The 19326-nt window shown below is 42.3% G+C and carries 15 protein-coding genes; 12 read left to right on the forward strand and 3 right to left on the reverse strand.

What is annotated here, in order from left to right; genetic code table 11:
- Positions 1 to 4: 4 nt before the first annotated feature.
- The 6 genes from NSU15_RS11350 to NSU15_RS11375 all read left to right on the forward strand — a co-directional run bounded on the left by NSU15_RS11350 (position 5) and on the right by NSU15_RS11375 (position 5805).
- Positions 5 to 892, forward strand: coding sequence for a carbohydrate ABC transporter permease (locus NSU15_RS11350; RefSeq protein WP_042126526.1), 888 nt, complete (start codon positions 5 to 7; stop codon positions 890 to 892).
- A 120-nt stretch (positions 893 to 1012) separates the two neighbouring features.
- Positions 1013 to 2650 carry a sugar ABC transporter substrate-binding protein gene (locus NSU15_RS11355; protein ID WP_042126527.1) on the forward strand — a complete coding sequence of 546 codons (1638 nt, stop codon included), beginning with the start codon at positions 1013 to 1015 and terminating at the stop codon, positions 2648 to 2650.
- A gap of 91 nt (positions 2651 to 2741) precedes the next feature.
- Positions 2742 to 4085, forward strand: a complete 1344-nt coding sequence (locus NSU15_RS11360; RefSeq protein WP_339290428.1) for a glycoside hydrolase family 30 beta sandwich domain-containing protein — start codon at positions 2742 to 2744, stop codon at positions 4083 to 4085.
- Positions 4086 to 4198: 113 nt separating this feature from the next.
- Positions 4199 to 4627, forward strand: a complete 429-nt coding sequence (locus tag NSU15_RS11365) for a hypothetical protein (RefSeq protein ID WP_042126531.1) — start codon at positions 4199 to 4201, stop codon at positions 4625 to 4627.
- 127 nt (positions 4628 to 4754) lie between these two features.
- On the forward strand, positions 4755 to 5186 hold the full coding sequence (locus tag NSU15_RS11370; protein ID WP_042126534.1) for an Rrf2 family transcriptional regulator: 432 nt from the start codon (positions 4755 to 4757) through the stop codon (positions 5184 to 5186).
- Between the two features lie 244 nt (positions 5187 to 5430).
- Positions 5431 to 5805, forward strand: coding sequence for a DoxX family protein (locus NSU15_RS11375; RefSeq protein ID WP_042126535.1), 375 nt, complete (start codon positions 5431 to 5433; stop codon positions 5803 to 5805).
- A gap of 92 nt (positions 5806 to 5897) precedes the next feature.
- Here NSU15_RS11375 and thiD read toward each other — a convergent pair whose 3' ends face one another.
- Positions 5898 to 6710, reverse strand: coding sequence for a bifunctional hydroxymethylpyrimidine kinase/phosphomethylpyrimidine kinase (thiD, locus tag NSU15_RS11380; protein WP_042126537.1), 813 nt, complete (start codon positions 6708 to 6710; stop codon positions 5898 to 5900).
- A gap of 168 nt (positions 6711 to 6878) precedes the next feature.
- Here thiD and NSU15_RS11385 point away from each other — a divergent pair, with 168 nt between their 5' ends.
- Positions 6879 to 7973 (forward strand): glycosyltransferase, encoded by a 1095-nt coding sequence (locus NSU15_RS11385; RefSeq protein WP_339290432.1) that lies wholly within the window; start codon positions 6879 to 6881, stop codon positions 7971 to 7973.
- A 65-nt stretch (positions 7974 to 8038) separates the two neighbouring features.
- Here the strand turns inward: NSU15_RS11385 and NSU15_RS11390 are convergent, their stop codons facing one another.
- Together NSU15_RS11390 and NSU15_RS11395 are read right to left on the reverse strand one after the other, a co-directional pair.
- Positions 8039 to 9649, reverse strand: a complete 1611-nt coding sequence (locus tag NSU15_RS11390; protein WP_339290433.1) for a helix-turn-helix domain-containing protein — start codon at positions 9647 to 9649, stop codon at positions 8039 to 8041.
- Positions 9650 to 9667: 18 nt separating this feature from the next.
- On the reverse strand, positions 9668 to 11410 hold the full coding sequence (locus NSU15_RS11395) for a histidine kinase (protein WP_339290434.1): 1743 nt from the start codon (positions 11408 to 11410) through the stop codon (positions 9668 to 9670).
- A 233-nt stretch (positions 11411 to 11643) separates the two neighbouring features.
- On the opposite strand from NSU15_RS11395, the gene NSU15_RS11400 reads away from it, so the two are divergent.
- The 5 genes from NSU15_RS11400 (at position 11644) to NSU15_RS11420 (ending at position 19282) form a co-directional block, all read left to right on the forward strand.
- Positions 11644 to 13248 (forward strand): extracellular solute-binding protein, encoded by a 1605-nt coding sequence (locus NSU15_RS11400; RefSeq protein WP_339290435.1) that lies wholly within the window; start codon positions 11644 to 11646, stop codon positions 13246 to 13248.
- Positions 13249 to 13329: 81 nt separating this feature from the next.
- Positions 13330 to 14253: an ABC transporter permease subunit gene (locus tag NSU15_RS11405; RefSeq protein ID WP_076117048.1), complete on the forward strand. Its 924-nt coding sequence runs from the start codon at positions 13330 to 13332 to the stop codon at positions 14251 to 14253.
- A 17-nt stretch (positions 14254 to 14270) separates the two neighbouring features.
- Positions 14271 to 15194, forward strand: coding sequence for a carbohydrate ABC transporter permease (locus NSU15_RS11410; RefSeq protein ID WP_339290436.1), 924 nt, complete (start codon positions 14271 to 14273; stop codon positions 15192 to 15194).
- Between the two features lie 45 nt (positions 15195 to 15239).
- Positions 15240 to 16844, forward strand: coding sequence for an extracellular solute-binding protein (locus NSU15_RS11415; protein WP_339290438.1), 1605 nt, complete (start codon positions 15240 to 15242; stop codon positions 16842 to 16844).
- 20 nt (positions 16845 to 16864) lie between these two features.
- The gene (locus NSU15_RS11420; protein ID WP_339290439.1) at positions 16865 to 19282 is read left to right on the forward strand and encodes a TIM-barrel domain-containing protein; all 2418 of its coding nucleotides are present in this window, start codon (positions 16865 to 16867) and stop codon (positions 19280 to 19282) included.
- The last annotated feature ends 44 nt before the right edge of the window (positions 19283 to 19326 follow it).

Raw genomic sequence — 19326 nt, forward strand, 5'->3', positions numbered from 1 at the left:
TTCTGTGAATCGGACGGTAGCTAAAGAAGATCTCGACAGTCGAATCTTTAATACCATAAACATTATCTTGCTCTGTATTTGTACTGTAATTATCGTTGTTCCTTTATGGAATGTGGTCATATCATCCTTAAGTTCAGGGAAGGCGCTCGCGGAAGGCGGATTTATATTTTGGTCTCCTGAGTTCTCCTTAGAAAATTATCGGGCTGTATTTAAAGACGAGACGATTGGTCTAGCATTCCTGGTCTCGATTGCCAAAACGTTCATCGGTGTCATTACCCACGTATTCTTTTGCGCGATGATCGGTTATGGGTTGAGTAAAAAATACATACGTGGCCGCAAGCTGTACGTTGCCATGGGTGTTGTCACCATGTTCTTCTCGGGTGGTATGATCCCAACGTATTTATTGATTAAGTCACTTGGTCTATTGAACAGCTTTTGGGTTTATATTATCCCGGCCTTATTCAGTTATTATGATGTGGTTATTCTAATGAACTTCTTTAGAAACGTTCCGGATTCACTTGAAGAGTCAGCCAAAATCGATGGTGCAGGTGACTGGCGTATTTTCCTAAAGATATTTATCCCTCTTTCTATGCCGGCTATGGCTACTATTGCGTTATTTAACGGGGTTGGGCAATGGAATGACTTTATGACCACCAAATTATACATTACCGATCAAGCACTCTATCCGCTGCAGATGAAGCTCTATGAAATCATCGTTCAGTCTCAAACGCAATCCATGCAAAATGTCGGTGGATCTGCCATTATCGAAACTACGACTAAAGGGGTTCAACTAGCAACAATTGTCATTACAACTTTGCCGATTGTTGTGATGTATCCAATATTACAAAGGTACTTTATTTCAGGAATGATGATGGGGGCGGTTAAAGAATAGAAAGTTAGGAGGTTTTTTTATAGCAAACACTTATGTGCGAAGTGATCCATCGGAAGTGTAGCTAGCACAATTAGATCTACACTTCCTGTACTTACAAAACTTTTTAGGGGGAAACAAGAAATGAACAAAGCATTTGGGAAAAAAGGACTCAAACTTTGTACTGCGCTTATGGCTGTTGTATTGGTATTTACCGGTTGTGGATCGAAGGGGAGTTCTGATAATTCCAGCAAAGAACTGAGCTCCATTGAAGGTCGTTATACGATTGACCCGGAAACACCGGCTTGGAAGCTGGATACAAAAGAAGAGACTACAGATCTTACTTGGTACGTGAATGCAGATTGGTGGAATACTGATTTCGGCAAGGATCTCGTTACAAAGAAAATTAAAGAGGATTTAAATATCAATATTAAATTTATTACTGGGGACGACACGAAGTTAAATACTATTTTTGCTGGTGGCGAAATGCCTGACTTGTTGACTGTACTTGATTCCAACTCTCCTGTGGTACAAAAAGCTTCAACATGGGCGCTGCCTTTGAATGATCTGGCAGATAAATACGATCCTTATTTCAATAAAGTAGCTGCAAAAGATACAATGAACTGGTTCCAATTAGCTGATGGAAAGACTTATGGCTATCCTAACTACTCGAATACTCAAAACGATTATGACAGCGGTAACATTCCTGCGAAAACAGCATTTGTCATCCGTAAGGATGTTTACGAAGCGATTGGAAAACCAACCATTGGTACTCCGGAAGAATTCAAGAGTGCTATGCAACAAATCAAAAAGCAGTTCCCAGAAATGATTCCGTTTGGATTTAACTCCATTGGTACAGGTACTGGTTCCTTGGGAGATGTACTACAGGACTTCATCGGCGTACCGATGGAAACTGAAAATGGTGAATTCTACAACCGTAACCTGGATGAGGATTACTTGACTTGGTTAAAAACGTTAAATGAAGTCTACAGAAATGGTGACATCAGTGATGACAGTTTTGCTGATGACGGAACAGGCTTTGAAGAAAAATTAAAATCAGGTAAATATGCAACGCTGCTGCTGGATGGAACGCCTCAACAAAGTGGTAACCTGCAGATCTTCATGACTGGAAATCCAGGCAAAGAATATATCGCTATTGATGGACCGCAAAGCACAGTAGGACATGAGCCAACGTTGAATCAGTCAGGAATTACTGGTTGGATGATCAGTTTCATTACTAAAAAGGCTAAAGACCCTGCTAAAGCCATTCAAGTATACACATATTTGCTTAGTGAAGAAGGACAGAAGCTTATGAACTACGGTATTGAAGGAGAGACCTATAAAGTTAACGAAGCCGGTAAAATTGAATTCTTACCTGAAATCAAAGATCTTCAATTGAACAATGCGGATAAATTTAAAAAAGATTACCGGATGGGCGAATTTATGTTCTTCGGACATGACCGTGATAAAGCATTGAGTAATGATGCATTCGCAGAGTCGATTAAACAAATGCAAGAATGGGGCAAAGGAAAGATGAAACCTCACTTCATTCTGGAAAATATCAACCCTGCTCAAGGCACGCCTGAAGCGCGCAGTCTCACTGCAATTGATGCTACTTGGAATACTACTCTTGTAAGTTTAATTCGTTCAAAGGATGATGCTACATTTGAAAGCACTTTGGCTGCTTATAAAACATTCTTGAATGAAAACAACTGGGATAAGATCGTAGAAATTCGTACTGAAAAAATGAAGAATAACAAAGAAAAATTAGGTCTTAAATAAGCAGCAGTCGGACGGGGCCTCTTTGCCGGGGCCTCATCATTACAGGAGTGATCAACACAGCAAGATATATAGAAAAGTGGAGGGAAACAACATGACAAAACTGAAAATTTATCAATCTACAGGGGAGAACGAATTGTTTGTAGAGCAAACACTAGAACAATTAACTCCAATAGCTTCAGATGAGACAGTCACCACTGTAAACCTTGATGAGAATCAAACCTTTCAGGAAATGGATGGGTTCGGGGCATCCTTTACAGATTCATCCGCCTATTTGATTAACCAAGTGCTAGACAATGAACAGAAAAAAGAAGTCATGAGCAAGCTTTTTGATTCCCAAGATGGAATCGGCTTGTCGGTACTAAGAAATCCAATGGGAGCATCGGATTATGCCAGATCTATTTATAGCTATGACGATATGCCTGCACAGGAAACCGATACGGAATTAACTCGGTTCTCCATCGCACACGATGAAGCTGATATTATCCCTTTGTTACAACAAGCACTGGAACTTAACCCTGAGATTAAGCTGATGGCTTCGCCTTGGAGTGCACCAGGCTGGATGAAGACTAGCGGATCGATGATCGCCGGTGAACTTAAACAAGAATATTACCAGGCTTATGCCGATTATTTTGTACGATATATTCAAGCATTTGAAAAGCACGGTCTGCCAACTTATGCGGTAACCCCGCAGAACGAGCCTCTTTTTGAACCAAAGCACTATCCTAGTATGTTAATGTTGCCAGAGGCGCAAAGAGATTTCATTAAAAACTATCTGAAGCCCAGCTTCGTGAAACATAACATTAACACAAAAATTCTCTGCTATGACCACAACTGGGATCGTCTGGATTATCCACTAACCGTGCTGAATTATGCAAAAGATGAAGTAGACGGTGTAGCTTGGCACTGGTATGGTGGGAATGCGTCAGCACAATCAGAGGTTCTGAAGGCGTTTGCAGATAAAGAAGTGCATTTTACAGAAGGTTCTGGTGGAGAATGGATTCCTCCGTTTGAACAAGCCTTCTCGAATGTAATGAGAACAGGGATTGATATTCTTAGAAACCATAGTAAATCCTTTGTCTTGTGGAATATGGCCTTAGATGAGAAGAACGGTCCAACTGTACCGGGCTTTGGCAAAAGTACCTGTCGCGGTGTTGTGACGGTTAACCAAGAGACTAAAGAACTTACGTATACGCTGGACTACTATGCACTGGCACACTTCAGCAAATTCATTCGTCCTAAGTCTGTGCGTATTGATGCTTCCACTAATCAGGAAGTAATTCGTTCCGTAGCTTTTAAGAATACAGATCACTCAATTGCGGTTGTTCTGTTCAACGATAGTGAGAAGGATGAGAATGTAACAGTGAGCTTGCAAGGTAAAGAAGATTTATCGTTCCGTTTAGCCTCAAAAAGTGCCTTATCGATTTTAATAAAATAATGTGCATGAAGTGCTCGGATTTTAATTCGAGTACTTTTTTTTGTCAAAAAACGTATAAAAAATCAGTGTTCGTAAAATCTTAAACGCATCCCTATAGCGAGGAGACATGAGCATTGAACCGAAAGTTTGTACTGACGCTGCTAGTTCTGTGTTTGATGATTACTGGTGGTTCTAGTATTTTTGCTGTTAAAAGTGTGCTACCTATAAAGAGTGAAACAACCAAATGGGCGGTGGAGCTTCATAAAAGTAAATTGCCTTCTCCACAACCGGAAAAATATAAGAGCTACGAGCTATTAGTCACCAACATAAGTGAAGATACGATGGGTGTAACTTTCGAGTTGTATCGACCCGTGCAAGAGCCTCTTCAAGAACAAATCATCTTAACAGATCCATTTAGCTATGATATGAGACCGAATGAAACGGTTAGTTTTAGCCATTTTTTTGTGAAGAATGGGGCTAAAGAATTGGAAGTCGTACTTTCGTGGAATGATCAGAATGGACGAAAGCATAAGCAGAGTTTTAAGTTTACCAATTTTGAATAATGGATCATAGAAACGCTGAATATTACAGGGCATACTCCAATGGAATGTGCCCTTGTTGGTTTGCTCCAACCCTTGTTTTACTCTATAATGTGCTTTATATAATTGCAGTTGAAAGGGGAGATGGGGCATGAGTACAGCTAATCGTGGAGTGAACATCGGACCTCCCCGTTTTAAAATAGCGGTACATTCGATCGTTTGGCTGGCTAAAAGCGGAAGCATCTTGTCTAGTGCAATGATTGCAAGCCAAGTCAATTCACACGCGACCTTTATGCGTAGAGTGATGCAGTCTTTGGCAACTGCCGGAATCGTAGAGTCCAAAGGTGGAAGAGAAGGTGGGTATGTGCTTCTGAAATCTGCCGATGAGATTACATTAGGTGAGATTTATGAGGCAGTTAGTACAACGGTGGAGGAGCCTGAAGTGGATCTGGCGTGTGGAGCAAGTGCCTTACTCGATGTCGAGTTAGAAAGGATTCTCCAGGAGACGGAGCTACGGACGATTGAGTATTTACGTCAATATACGATTACTAATGTGATGGAGCGGGTAGAGTTTTTTTCTTAATATTTTTATTTAATAATAAAACAGCTGGTTTATTTTTTTATTTAGCTACTATAATTAAGTGAGTTGCAGTCAGCAGCACTGCAATTTTATTTTGTAGGTATTGTGCTTAAGGTAAGCACATATAATAACAAGGGGGAACTAACGAAGCGGAGTAGCATAGGTATCCACTGTCTTATAGCAGGGAATTCTTTTGCATTAATATGTGCTTGTCATTGTTGCAAATATATTTTGGGGAGAGATGACAATGAATATTGTAGCCATCGTTTTGCAAAGCTTGCTGGTACTTGCTTTCGTTATGGCAGGATCGGGAAAAGCAGCGGGTTCAAAAATGCATGTGGACAACTTTAAAAAATGGCGTTTACCACAATGGTTTCGGGTGGTAACAGGACTCGTTGAGCTTGTCGCCGCGGCAGCTTTGGTTGTTGGTTACTGGGAGCCGAGTTGGGCAGCGGCAGGAGCACTTTTACTTGGAGTTACTGCTATTGGTGGAGTTCTGACTCATATTCGCGCAAAAGATTCGTTCAAACAATGCTTTCCGATTATTTTGCTTGGTGTGTTAGCTTTTATCGTATTTTTCATCCGTCTTTCCGATCTGAGTGACTTTCCAGGGTTTAATTAATTATCCTTACACCATAAAAAAATGGCAGTTCAGTGCTGAATTTCAGCATCTGGACTGCCATTTTATGTTTCTGGAGCTTAAGCTCAGAGGTTCTAGCGCTCTAAACGGTAGCCACCATGAAATACAGGTCCTACATATTCATTGAATGCAAATCCATTACGGATGGCTGCAGAGACAAAATCCTTAGCTTTTGCTACAGCTTCATGAACGGATAGACCGTTAGCTAAACCGCCTGTAATGGCTGCGGCGAAGGTACATCCGGCTCCATGATTGTGAGCGGGCTCGATTTTGGCTGTTTGAAATACGGTGTACTCAGAACCGTCGAAGAAGACATCAATCGCTTGATCGCCCCCGAGTGCTTTGCCGCCTTTAACCACGACATTACGTGCACCGAGCTTATGAATCAGACGAGCAGCTTCTTTCATGTCCTCTAGCGTAGAAAGCTTTCCAAGACCTGAAAGAACGCCAGCTTCAAACAGATTTGGAGTAACCACAGTAGCTAGTGGCAGCAGTAAATCGCGAATAGCCTCCGCGCTGTCTGGGTTTAAAACCTCATCTTCGCCTTTGCAGACCATGACCGGATCAATCACTACATTGGTCTGTAGATTTTCTTTAATCGCTTGCTCAGCAACACGCACGATTTCAACGCTTCCCAGCATACCTGTCTTCATGGCATTTACCGGGCCGCCTGCGAAAATAGTTTTTAGCTGCTCAGCAACAATGGAGGCGTCAATTGGATAAACATTATGGTGCCAGCCGTTGTCCGGGTCCATTGTAACGATAGTTGTCAAGGCACTGAAGCCGTAGGTACCATACTCTTCAAATGTTTTTAGATCCGCTTGGATGCCTGCGCCACCACTGGAGTCGCTGCCTGCAATAGTTAGAGTTTTAATAATTTGAGTCATGGTAACGTCCCCTTTATATATGTCTGAATTCATAAACAACGCATTGCATTGATTATAACAAAAAATAGCACCTACGTCTTTCTAAAAAGCAAGTGTAGGATTCCATTTCACTAACCCTGCATATCAATATAGAAAGAAATCTTTAATAAAACGCTTAGGAGGGCGAGTATGGTCACGATTAGTTTATGTATGATTGTACGAAATGAAGAAAAAAGCTTGCATAGATGTTTATCTAGCGTTGCAAGTCTTGTAGATGAAGTTATTATCGTGGATACAGGCTCGACGGATAAGACAAAAGAGATCGCATTGTCCTTCGGAGCTGTGATTTATGATTTCGAATGGATCGATAACTTTAGTGCCGCGCGTAATTTTGCCTTCAGTAAAGCTACACAGGAATACATTTTCTGGTTGGATGCGGATGACTATATAAAGGTAGCGGATCAGATTCTGTTTAAGAAGCTGAAAGAGATTCTTCCAAAACATATCCATAGTGTGAACATGCAATATAATTTGGCTTTTGACGAGGCGGGAAATGTCACAGCCAGCTTGCGTCGGAACCGGCTTGTTCGCCGGAGCTGTAATTTTCAATGGATTGGCCCAGTACATGAGTATCTAGAGGTAAGTGGCCCTTCCTTTAGTAGTGATGTCTGTATTACCCATGAGAAGGATAAGGAATATACAGACCGTAATTTGCGGATTTACCAAAAAAGAGTGGCTGAGGGTGAAACATTCTCTCCAAGGGATCAGTATTATTATGCGAATGAATTAAGGGATCATGCTATAAATGAAGAGGCTTGCAAATACTACGAGCTGTTTTTGGCGGGTGGACAGGGCTGGATAGAAGATAATTTTCAAGCTTGCTTAAGGCTTGCCGAATGCCGGGAACGGCTGGGGGATAAAGACGGCGCATATGAAGCATTATGCAGAACGTTACAGTACGATAAACCACGTTCAGAGTTCTGCTGCCGACTTGGGGCCCTTCTTTTGGAAAAGGGTCAATTGCAGCCAGCAACATACTGGTATGAGCTTGCGATACAGCTGCCACGGGATAACGATTCGATGGGGATGAAAAATGGGATTTTTTATACCTGGCTGCCGCATCTCCAATTGGCACTCTGTTACGATCGCCTTGGCCAACACGAGTTAGCAAATCATCATAATGAAACGGCGCTTAACTTTTATCCGTCCCATCCTAGCATGTTATATAACCGCACTTATTTTAAAAATTTGCTTGGCGACAAATATGTAGCGTTTCAAGCTTAACAAAAATGCCCCCAGTCGTCATGATAATGACTCTGGGGGGGTTCGTCGTTAAGACACCCTCTTTTTTAATATGCTGGATTGTATTGTTGTTCTTTTTTGTAATCGTTGGGTGGGAGTCCGACCTCTTGTTTGAACAGCTTAGAGAAATAGGAGTAGTTGTTATAGCCAACCTTGTTTGCGACAGTATAAACAGACATATTTGTGGTTTCCAATAGATGCTTTGCAGCCGCGATTCTAACTTGGATGACGTAGCTGCCTAATGAAACACCAGTTTCTCGTTTGAATATTCTTGCCAGATAATCAGGATTGAGGTAGACAATTTCGGCCAAATCATTTCGCGATAGATCATCACCGTAATGCGAATGAATGTATTGTTTGATTTCCTCGGCGACGGATTTGGTCTGTGCGGCAAACTCACGGTATTTCATGGCTATAGTCACTAGATATTTAAGATATTCTTCCATATCCTCGATAGAGTTTAGAGAGTGCATGGATAATTTATCGTTAGTTTTGCCGGAGTATAATTTGTGCGACCGTATCCCTTTAAGGTTGAGAAATGAATAGACTAGCTGAACAATATCTAAGCGAAACAAGCTAAGGACAGAGGTCTCAAGTGTTCTATTGTTCAGCATAACCTTTAAATATTGCGTAACTTCCTCAAGAAACGTAGTGAATTGATTTTGGTTCAGCAGCTCTTCCAAATGGGCAAGATCCGGTGGCGTGTAGCCTGTTTTATTTTGATAGAGATAGGCTTCCACTAAAAAGGTCTGATTTCTGCATCTCGTAATTTCCTCATCCATGCGCAAGGATTGTTTTAGAACATTCCCTACATTATTCAGTTTATCGTATAGACCGATATTGCAGCAGACATCACATTTTAAATAAGGATTCGCCTTTTGAATAAAGGAAGAGCATAATCCTTCAAGCAACGGAGTGTCCGGTGTCTGGTTCCATTTTAATAAGGCGATCCAATTATAATCTTTATATTCCAGAATGCTCTCGATAGTAAAGCAAGGACTCTGTAACAATTCGTATAATACGTTCAGCAGCGCAAAATCAAAAAGATCCTTCTCTTCTTTTCCCATACTGCCGTTGTAAGGAAATAAGTTGAAGATCAAAGGCTGCAGGGTGTCGCTCATTTGATAGGAGAGGTTCTGTTCTTCAATGGCATGGGTGATGTCCGCTAATTTAATCGGAAATGATGTGCTTCCACTAACCAGCTTACGCCAAAAATGCTCGAGAATCTTCGCCTGGTTTTTTTGCCAAAAGTAACCGCCTTGAATGGCTTTTTCATTTCTTTGCTGCTCTTTTGCCTGTGTGACCGCCTTGTGGATAATCAGCATCAGCTTATCAAATTCGATGGGCTTCAGAAAATATTCAAAGCTTTGCAATTCGATCGCTTTCTGCGCGTAGTTGAAATCTGCATAATTGGTAAGAAGTATAGTCTGAATGCTATAATTCCCTTCGCGAATCCAGGCCAGTAATTCCAGTCCGCTACCCTGCGGCATTTCAATATCCGAAATTAGAATTTGAATAGAATGCTTTTCTATTATTTCACGTGCCTGTGCGACATTATTTGCTGTATAGACCGTATCAATGTGTAACGATTCCCAGTCTATTCTCTTTTGCAATGCGGCAATAACATAAAAGTCATCATCAACAAGCAGTACATTCATAGTTAGCTCTCCATTCCTTTAGATTTTTTTAGGAAGCTCCGGAAGAAATAAAATTACACTAGCGCCGCCGCTCTCCAAATTGGAAAAGGTGATGGTTGCTCTTTTTAAATAAAGGTATTCAAGTCTTTTAAGCGTATTCATAATGCCGATCTGCGTACCTTTGCTTTGATCCAGGGGCTCTCCAAGATTAAGCTTCTCTAACACTTGCGGTGGAAAACCGGGACCGGTGTCGGTGAGCTGAATAACAAGCATGTCTTCCTCTTCAATCCGTAATCGTCGGACTGTAAGCTTAATTTCTACTTCATGTTCTCGTGAAATCGCATATTTAATAGAATTTTCGATGAAGGTTTGCAGCACTAATGGCGGAATTTCCACACAGCTTGCCTGATCCTCTTGCTCGATATTGTAAATAAATGCATCCTGATAACGTTGCTTTTGAATCTCTAGATAGGTTCGGACATGCTCGATTTCATCCTCCAGCCGGACAAAATTTTCGCCGTTTTGAAAAATATAACGAAAGTATTTGGACGTAGACAACGTCATATTCTCAATTTCTTTATACATTTCAATTTGGGCCATGCTATAGATGCTAGTCAGGCAATTTAAGAAAAAGTGGGGCTTGATCTGTAGCTTCATATAATCCAGTTGTATCCGCTGCTTCTCCAGCTCCTGCTCATACATAGCGATTTTGAAGGTCTTAATTTGTTCAACTAAGTCTTTAAACTGTGTGTTTGCCTGTTCCAGCTCTATAATCTCACTGCTCTTAAAATCTGCGGGCTGCCCTGCCTCATTAATGAAAGCAAGGTTCTCAGAGAAGCTTTGAATCGGGCCCAGTACTCTTTTTTTGAAAAACAGCAGAACGATGCATAAAGTGGAAGTCACAATGAAGAAGAGCAGCATTATAAGCAGCTGAGCAATCATGATTTTTTCAAAGATGCCATATTTAATGACCATTTTGGTGCTGAAATTAGTGTCCGAGAAGGCGCTGTTGATTGTTGTACGCGATTGCAAAAGATTAGAGAATCCCCCATCTTCCGTTACCAGCTTACCACTGTTCGATATAGGACTTGATAAAGGCTGTTCATTCTCATCCACTAGAGAAACGTATCCATTGGCTCCCAGATTAATTTGGCGTAGAGGGCGGATCAGATTATCAGCGGAGATCAACCCAATTAAATACCGATTGTAATAGGGAACGATATTTATTACATAATAGTGGTTGTTTACAAGGATAGGCGTCCATTTGGAGTAAAACTTCTCATACATCTCCTTATCATTAATATAAGAAATAATCTTCGTTTTGAGCATCCTGTAATCCGTATAGGTTACGCTGATCGGCGCACAGTTTAAAAAATAGTTTTCATTTTTCAAATAATAGAAGAAGTTGTACTCATGTCCGTAGTTTTTTTGCAGCTCGGTAAAGCGCTTATGCAGATTATCATTTGCCTTTAAGAACTCGATGCTGTTGACCCCGTAAGTATTCATCGCAAGCAAGCTCTCATCGTTTCCAAGCGTCCAGCCCATATAGTGATTAATGTAGGCAAAATCATGATTAATACGATTGATGTAGAGTGCCGCGGTATCCTGCAAATTTCGAGTGGACTGCTGCTTAACAATGGAAATGGAAGCGATGCTGATCGCTAAATCCAGAATAAGGACTGTGAACGAAACCAACATCATGACTTTAATATAATGACGAATGGGGTAGGTTTTATGTTCCGCTGTTTTTTTGGTCATAGAATCATTATAAAACTTCTGCATGAAAAAAACATAAGAACTGGCCGGTAATTTACCTCAAAGTCCGGAAAGCACATACAGAAGTCGGAATACTGTTATGAAATCTCTTTAAGCGAAGAGTTTTGATCTTGTGTTTTTTGTAAGCGGATTCAAAGGTCTGGATAACCGTCTTAAAGGGTCCGGAATACGAAAAAATAAGACGTTATGATTAAGCTATTCAGATGAACTTTGATTAATTGAAATGGGGGATTAAGAGGATGAGTCAACACAGTAAGAAAAAGACGGCAAAGAAATGGACGGTGGGTCTGCTGGCAGCGGCTATGGTATTTGGTATTGCTGGCTGCGGCGGAAAAGACGGGAATAATGCTGCGACTAGTGAGACGAGCAGTTACAACAAAGAAGGACTGCCAATTGTTAATGAGCCTGTAACACTAAAGGTGCTGACCGTACGTTGGGGAAGCATGGGAGACACGTTTACGCAGAACCAATGGTTGAAGGATCTAGAAAAAAATACAAATGTCAAAATCGAATGGCAAGTGATGTCCTCTAATGACTGGGCCGAACAGAAGTCCATTCTGCTGGCTAGCGGTACACTCCCGGATATTATTCTAGGAAATCAAACCTTCGGTGATTCCGATATCGTTAATAATCTAAGTTTTTTCCGTCCTTTAGATGATTATATTGAGAAGAATATGCCAAATCTTAAAGCAGCAATGGAAGAAACGCCAGAGTTGAAAAAAATCAGCACATTTCCTGACGGAAAAATCTACTCACTGCCAACAAGACTTCCATCGCGTCCAAAAAGCTCACGTCAGCCTGTAATTAACAAGACCTGGTTGGACAAATTGGGCTTGAAGGTGCCTGAGACGATTGACGAGCTCTATAACGTGCTAAAAGCTTTCAAAGAACAAGATCCGAACGGAAATGGAAAACAAGATGAGATTCCATTTATTGAAATCGGTAATGACTTGATCAGTCCCTTCGGAATTGCCGACTTGAATAACAACAATATGATCATCAAGGACGGAAAAGCGATCTATTTCCCTGTTTCGGAGGAGTTCAAAGAAGGTCTTAAATGGGAAAATAAATTGTATACGGAAGGATTGTTAGATAAAGAGGTATTCACTCAGGATGATACGATGAGATCGGCGAAGTTCCAAAATCCGGATGCTCCAATCGTAGGCTTTACGTATCAGTGGACCCCGGATGCTGTGTTTGGTAAATGGAGCGATCAATATGTGACAATTCCACCGATTGCCGGACCGGATGGTAAGCGTTATACAATCGGTAATCCAATTGGGATGAGTCTTAATCGTAATGAATTGCTGATTACTACTTCTAGTAAGTATCCAGAGGTTGCTGCACGTTGGGCAGATCAGTTCTACACGAACGAAGCGAGCATTCAGAACTTTTGGGGCGCGATTGGAACTGTAATTAAGAAGAATGATGACAGCACCTATACATTGATGGATCCACCAGCTGGAACCAGCGCAGATGCCTGGTATTGGGATCAGTCTCTACGTGATTTCGGACCGAAATATGTGAGCCCGTCCTTTGAACAGAAAATCGTTCTTAATCCTGATAGTGGTGATGGACTGAAGCTGCAGCTGGATAAGCTGGGTAGTGAATATGTTACAGAGCCTTTCCCTAACGTTATGTACACCTCCGACGAGTTCGAGGAGCTGCCAACCTTGACCACGGATATCGACGGTTATGTGAATACAATGCGCGCTCAATTTATTAGCAAAGGCGGAATTGACGAAGGCTGGGATGATTATGTCAAACAGCTTAATAAAATGGGGCTTGAAAAATTAGTCAAGATTCGCACAGATGCTTACAGTCGTTATATGAGTGTGAAATAACCTATTCGTCTTTCGAAAAAGGTGCTGCCCTACATAAATTTGTGGGGTAGCATTCTCTATTTTTAATAAGGAGTGGATGTTATGAAATCTGATCCAATTCATTTGAGTCGGAAACTCGGACAAATCAAACAAAACTGGGGTCTTTATCTGTTGCTTTTTCCAGCTATAGTTCTGACGTTATTATTCGCGTATAAACCCATGTACGGGGTACTAATTGCCTTCAAGGATTATAGCCCAGCCTTGGGTATAGGCGGCAGCCCGTGGGCCGGATTCAAATACTTCGAGAAGTTCTTTAATTCCTATCAATTTTCTGCCACGATCAAAAATACGCTAATCATCAGTGTGTACAGTCTGATTACGTTTCCGATTCCTATTATACTTGCGCTGATGGTTAACCAGATGAGACCTAACCGTTTTAGACGGTTTTTCCAGACAGTATCCTATATGCCTCACTTTATCTCTACGGTAGTTATGGTGGGCTTAATGATGATTCTGTTCTCACCTAGCACCGGACTGCTGGGCAATATGTATAGTCTTTTTGGAAAAGAAGCTCCTGATCTAATGGGCTCTGCGGGATTATTCAGCAGTGTGTACGTCTGGTCGGATGTGTGGCAGCATGTCGGCTGGGACAGTATTATCTTTATCGCTGCGCTCTCTGCTGTTGATCCTAGCTTGTACGAGGCTGCAACCGTGGATGGCGCTAGTCGAATGCATAAAGTTCGTTATATCGATATTCCGATGCTGATGCCAACAGCGATAACTTTGCTTATCCTGCGGGTCGGGGGACTGCTTGGGGTTGGATTTGAAAAAGTGTATCTAATGCAAAATGACTTGAACATCACCTCAAGTGAAATTCTCTCTACTTATGTCTACAAAATTGGTCTGCTCAGCAGCCAGTATAGCTTTTCGTCAGCGATCAACCTGTTCAACACGGTCATTAATTTTATTTTATTAATCATGGTCAATCAGATTTCTAAAAAATTAAGCGAAAATAGCTTGTGGTAGAAGGGAGGAGAATTGAAATGGGCGTATTAGAGACAACGACTAAAGGAAATGTAGGAAAAATAAAGAAGAATCGCTCTTCGGATACTATAATGGAAATTGTGATGTATGTAATCTCGGCAATTTTTCTAATCATCCTGATCTATCCGTTGTATTTTATCGTTATTGCTTCGTTCAGTGATCCTTCCGCAGTGGCAGGCGGGCAGGTTTGGTTATTTCCTAAAGGCTTCACCTTCGATGGTTATAAAGAGCTGCTGCGTCATGAAAATATTTGGATCGGGTATTGGAATACCATCCTGTACACGGTGGTTGGGACTGCAATCGGTCTAGTAGTTAATATCTCAGCTGCCTATGCGTTGTCGAGAAAGGACCTTGTGGGGCGGAAATATATTTCGCTGTTTTTCATCTTTACCATGTTCTTTAACGGTGGGTTGATTCCTACTTTTTTAACGGTTCGTGATTTCCATCTCTATGATACTTTCTTGGTTATGGTACTGCCTTTTGCAGTTGGAGTCTTTAATATCATAGTGGCACGAACTTTTTTCCAGTCTAGTATTCCGGGAGATTTATGGGAAGCAGCACAGATTGATGGTTGTGGCAATCTCCGTTATTTTGCACAGATAGTTCTACCGTTGTCGAAGGCTATTATTGCAGTGTTAGGTTTATGGATCGCTGTAGGTTATTGGAATTCATATTTTAATGCCTTGATTTATTTGAAAAATCCTAATATGTATCCGCTGCAGCTGATCCTGCGAAATATTCTGATTACCAATCAGATGCAGTCTGGTATGGGGACCGGTGAAGCCGCACAAATCGCGTTACGGCTCGCCAATATGATGCGGTATTCGGTGATTATCGTAGCAACTGTTCCAATTATGTGTGTATACCCATTTGTGCAAAAATACTTTAACCAAGGGGTAATGATCGGCGCAGTGAAGGAATAAGTTCTTCTACTTTTCTACTAACATTTGTGAGGGAGCAAGACCGTAATGAAAAAGCAACCCAAAAACAGTATCAATAGAACAATCACCGTCATTCTTCTAGTGACAACGTTGCTTGCTGGCCTTACAGCCTGTAAAGGGGATAAAGGGGTAAACTCTGTTGAATCTGATCCGGGTCAATTTCATAAAGAAGGTTTGCCAATCGTGGATAAGCCCATGATGCTGAAGGTTCTAACGGTTCGGTGGGGAAGCATGGGAGATAACTTTATCCAGAATCAATGGCTGAAGGATTTGGAAAAAAATACGAATGTCAAAATCGAATGGCAGGTGATGTCTGCTAATGATTGGAGTGAGCGTAAGTCCATTATGCTGGCAAGCGGTACACTTCCAGATATCATTTTAGGGAGTGAGACCTTCGGAGATTCGGATATCGTCAATAATTTAAGCTTATTCAGGCCGCTTGATGACTATATCGAAAGGTATATGCCTAACCTCAAAGCAGCCATGCAGGAAGAGCCTGAATTGAAAAAAATCAGTACTTTTCCTGACGGGAAAATCTACTCTTTGCCTGCAAGATTACCTTTACGTCCTAAAAGCTCGCGCCAACCCGTGATTAACAAAACCTGGCTGGATAAATTGGGATTAAAGGTTCCCGATACGATAGATGATCTATACAACGTGCTAAAAGCATTTAAAGAACGCGACCCTAATGGGAATGGAAGGCTGGATGAGATACCAGTTATCGAAGTAAGTAATGATCTCATCAGTCCCTTCGGAATCACGGATCTGAACAATAACTTTATGGTCGTCCAGGATGGAAATGCGGTATATTACCCTGTTTCAGAGGCGTACAAAGAAGGGCTCAAATGGGAGCATAAATTATTTATCGAAGGTTTGCTTGATAAAGAGTTATTCACGCAAGATGAAACGATGAGATCAGCCAAGTTTCTTAATCCGGATGCTCCTATCGTAGGGTTCTCGTATCAGTGGACACCGGATGCCGTGTTTGGCAAATGGAGTGATCAATATGTCACGATTCCCCCGATTGCAGGTCCGGATGGTAAGCGCTACACCATAGGAAATCCGTATGGAATGAATCTGGAGCGTAACGAGCTGCTAATTTCCACTTCTTGCAAATACCCAGAGATTGCTGCCCGCTGGGCTGACCAGTTCTATACCAATGAAGCAAGTATTCAAAATTTCTGGGGAGCGATAGACACCGTTATTAAGAAAAATATTAACGGTTCTTATACATTGATGGACCCACCGATGGGTACCAGTGCTGATGCCTGGTATTGGGATCAATCACTCCGGGATTTCGGGCCGAAATATGTCAGTCCAGTGTTTGAAAAATCCATCTTTCTAAACCCAAAAACCGGAGATGGACTGAAACTGCAGCTCGATAAGCTGGGTAGTGATTATACAACGCCGCCTTTCCCTGATGTAATGTATACCGCTGAAGAGTTTCAGCTCCTGCCAACTTTGACAACGGACATCGATAGTTACGTCAATACAATGCGTGCTCAGTTTATAATTACAGGTAAAATTGACGAGGGCTGGGCTGATTACGTAAGACAGTTGCGAGGAATGGGACTGGATAAGCTGGTTAAAATTCGTACCGATGCTTACAGTCGTTATGTGAATGTAGAATAGAAAGAAGAGAGGGTCACCCGATGGAACATACGATGAAAGAGCCAAATCCTTTGGCGATCTCATTAAAGCTGCAAGCTGAACCATGCGGTAGAGCTGACGTGATCATTCAGGGGGAGCGCTATCGTTTCACTGTATTAACTCCGGAGCTCATTCGGATGGAGTACAGCGAGGAGGGGGATTTCGAAGATCGGGCGTCGCAGACCGTTGTGAATCGCAATTTTCCGGTTCCATCGTTCCGCGTAATTGATCCGGGAAACAAGCTTGAGTTGATTACAGATCGTCTGCATTTAACTTATGATAAGAAGCCGTTCTCCCGGCATGGGCTCAGTGTTCGAGTGAGAAATGAAGCAGGTCACCTGATGAGTGTCTGGAATTACGGTGATACAGTACAGGACTTGAGAGGGACGGCACGTACACTGGATAATGCTGATGGTACTATTCCGCTAGAACATGGACTACTCTCGCGTTTTGGATATACATTAGTTGATGACACGAGCTCGCTTTTACTGGAAGAAGATGGACGAGTTGAGCTACGGGAGCAGAACGGCCTCGATCTTTATTTTTTCGGATATGGTCATGATTACCTGAAATGCTTAAAGGATTTCTATCACCTTTGTGGCCGTACACCACTCTTACCACGTTATGCACTGGGGAACTGGTGGAGTCGGTATTATCGGTATTCAGAAGAAGAATACAAATCACTAATGGAGCGGTTTGTACGCGAGCGTACTCCGTTTTCTGTCGCTGTTATAGATATGGATTGGCATCTCGTTGATATCGATCCGCAGTATGGTAGTGGATGGACGGGGTATACATGGAATCGCGAACTGTTTCCTGACCCACAACGATTTTTAGCATGGCTGCATGGAAAAGGGCTTCGAGTGACGCTCAATGTGCATCCAGCAGATGGAGTAAGGGCATTTGAAGATCCTTATCTGGCCATTGCTGCGGAGATGGGCATGGACCCGGAAAAAGGTGATGCTGTGGAATTTGATATCACGGATCCGAATTTTTTACGGGCATACTTTAAGTTTCTGCATCATCCGCTTGAGGATGAAGGTGTGGATTTCTGGTGGATTGATTGGCAGCAGGGGGGAGTGACTAAAGTACCGGGACTAGATCCGCTCTGGATGCTGAACCATTATCACTATCTAGACAGCGGTCGGCGAGGGAACAGGAAGCTTACTTTCTCCCGTTATGCAGGTCTTGGCAGCCATCGTTATCCTGTAGGATTCTCTGGCGATACCATTGTCACTTGGGAATCTCTGGATTTCCAGCCTTACTTCACAGCTAACGCCGCAAACGTCGGTTATGGTTGGTGGAGCCATGATATCGGGGGCCACATGAATGGCTACTTAGACGATGAATTGGCGATACGCTGGGTGCAATTCGGTGTGTTTTCGCCTATTCTGCGGTTACATAGCTCCGCAAGTGCCTTCAACAGTAAAGAGCCATGGCGGTTCAATAAGATTGCCGCGGACGTAATGAAGGATTACCTGCGCTTGCGGCACAGTTTACTACCCTATTTGTACACAATGAATCGTTATGCCAGCCGCGATAGTCTTCCGCTAGTCCGGCCCATGTATTATCATCATGCGCAGCGGAATGAAGCCTATGAAGTGCCAAATGAATATTACTTTGGTACTGAAATCATTGTGTGTCCGATTACTCAGCCGGTCAACTCCAAGGTAGGCGTTGCCGAATTTAAGGCTTGGCTACCAAAAGGAATCTGGATAGATTTCTTTAACGGAAGAGTGTATGACGGTGGAAGAAAACTTTCACTCTATCGTAATCTGGAGAATATTCCTGTATTAGCAAAAGCGGGTGCTATCGTTCCTCTGGCGGATCTGACGGAATATACCTCATTAGTGGATAATCCGAGATCTATGGAGGTACGTGTGTTTGCTGGAGGCAGTGGTCATTTTCATCTCTGGGAGGATGAGGGCGATACTGCAGAGGATCGGGATGAGCAATGGTGCGACACGGAAATGATTATGGAGATAGGCGAAAAAGCCAGCTTCAAGATACTCCCTGTTAAGGGAAACACAGAGGCTGTGCCTGAACGACGGTCATGGAAGCTTTCCTTTGTCGGCTTTGCGGATACCAAGGTCCAAGTACTCGCTTGCGGCACAGAAATCACAGCAGAAATGGGATACGACGAAGCTACGCATACACTAACGGTCATGATCTCGGATCTAGCGGTCGACCAATCACTGGAGGTAATGTTCGCAGATGCTAGGATAGCTGTGAATTCAGTTGATGAAGAGGTGTTCAACCTACTGAATCGCGCGCAAATTCTTTTTCAAATGAAAGAACATATTTACCGCGTAATCAAAGAATCATCAACACCGACGGCAGCATTAAGCGCTCTTAGCTCAATGGATCTTGAACATTCGTTGTATGGAGCGTTATGCGAAATACTGACGGCCAGGTTATAAGCAATTGTTGTCTCTTAATTAAATTTAGGAGGTTCTCTCTATGA

This window comes from Paenibacillus sp. FSL E2-0201 (genome assembly GCF_037963325.1).
GTDB lineage: Bacteria > Bacillota > Bacilli > Paenibacillales > Paenibacillaceae > Paenibacillus_AQ.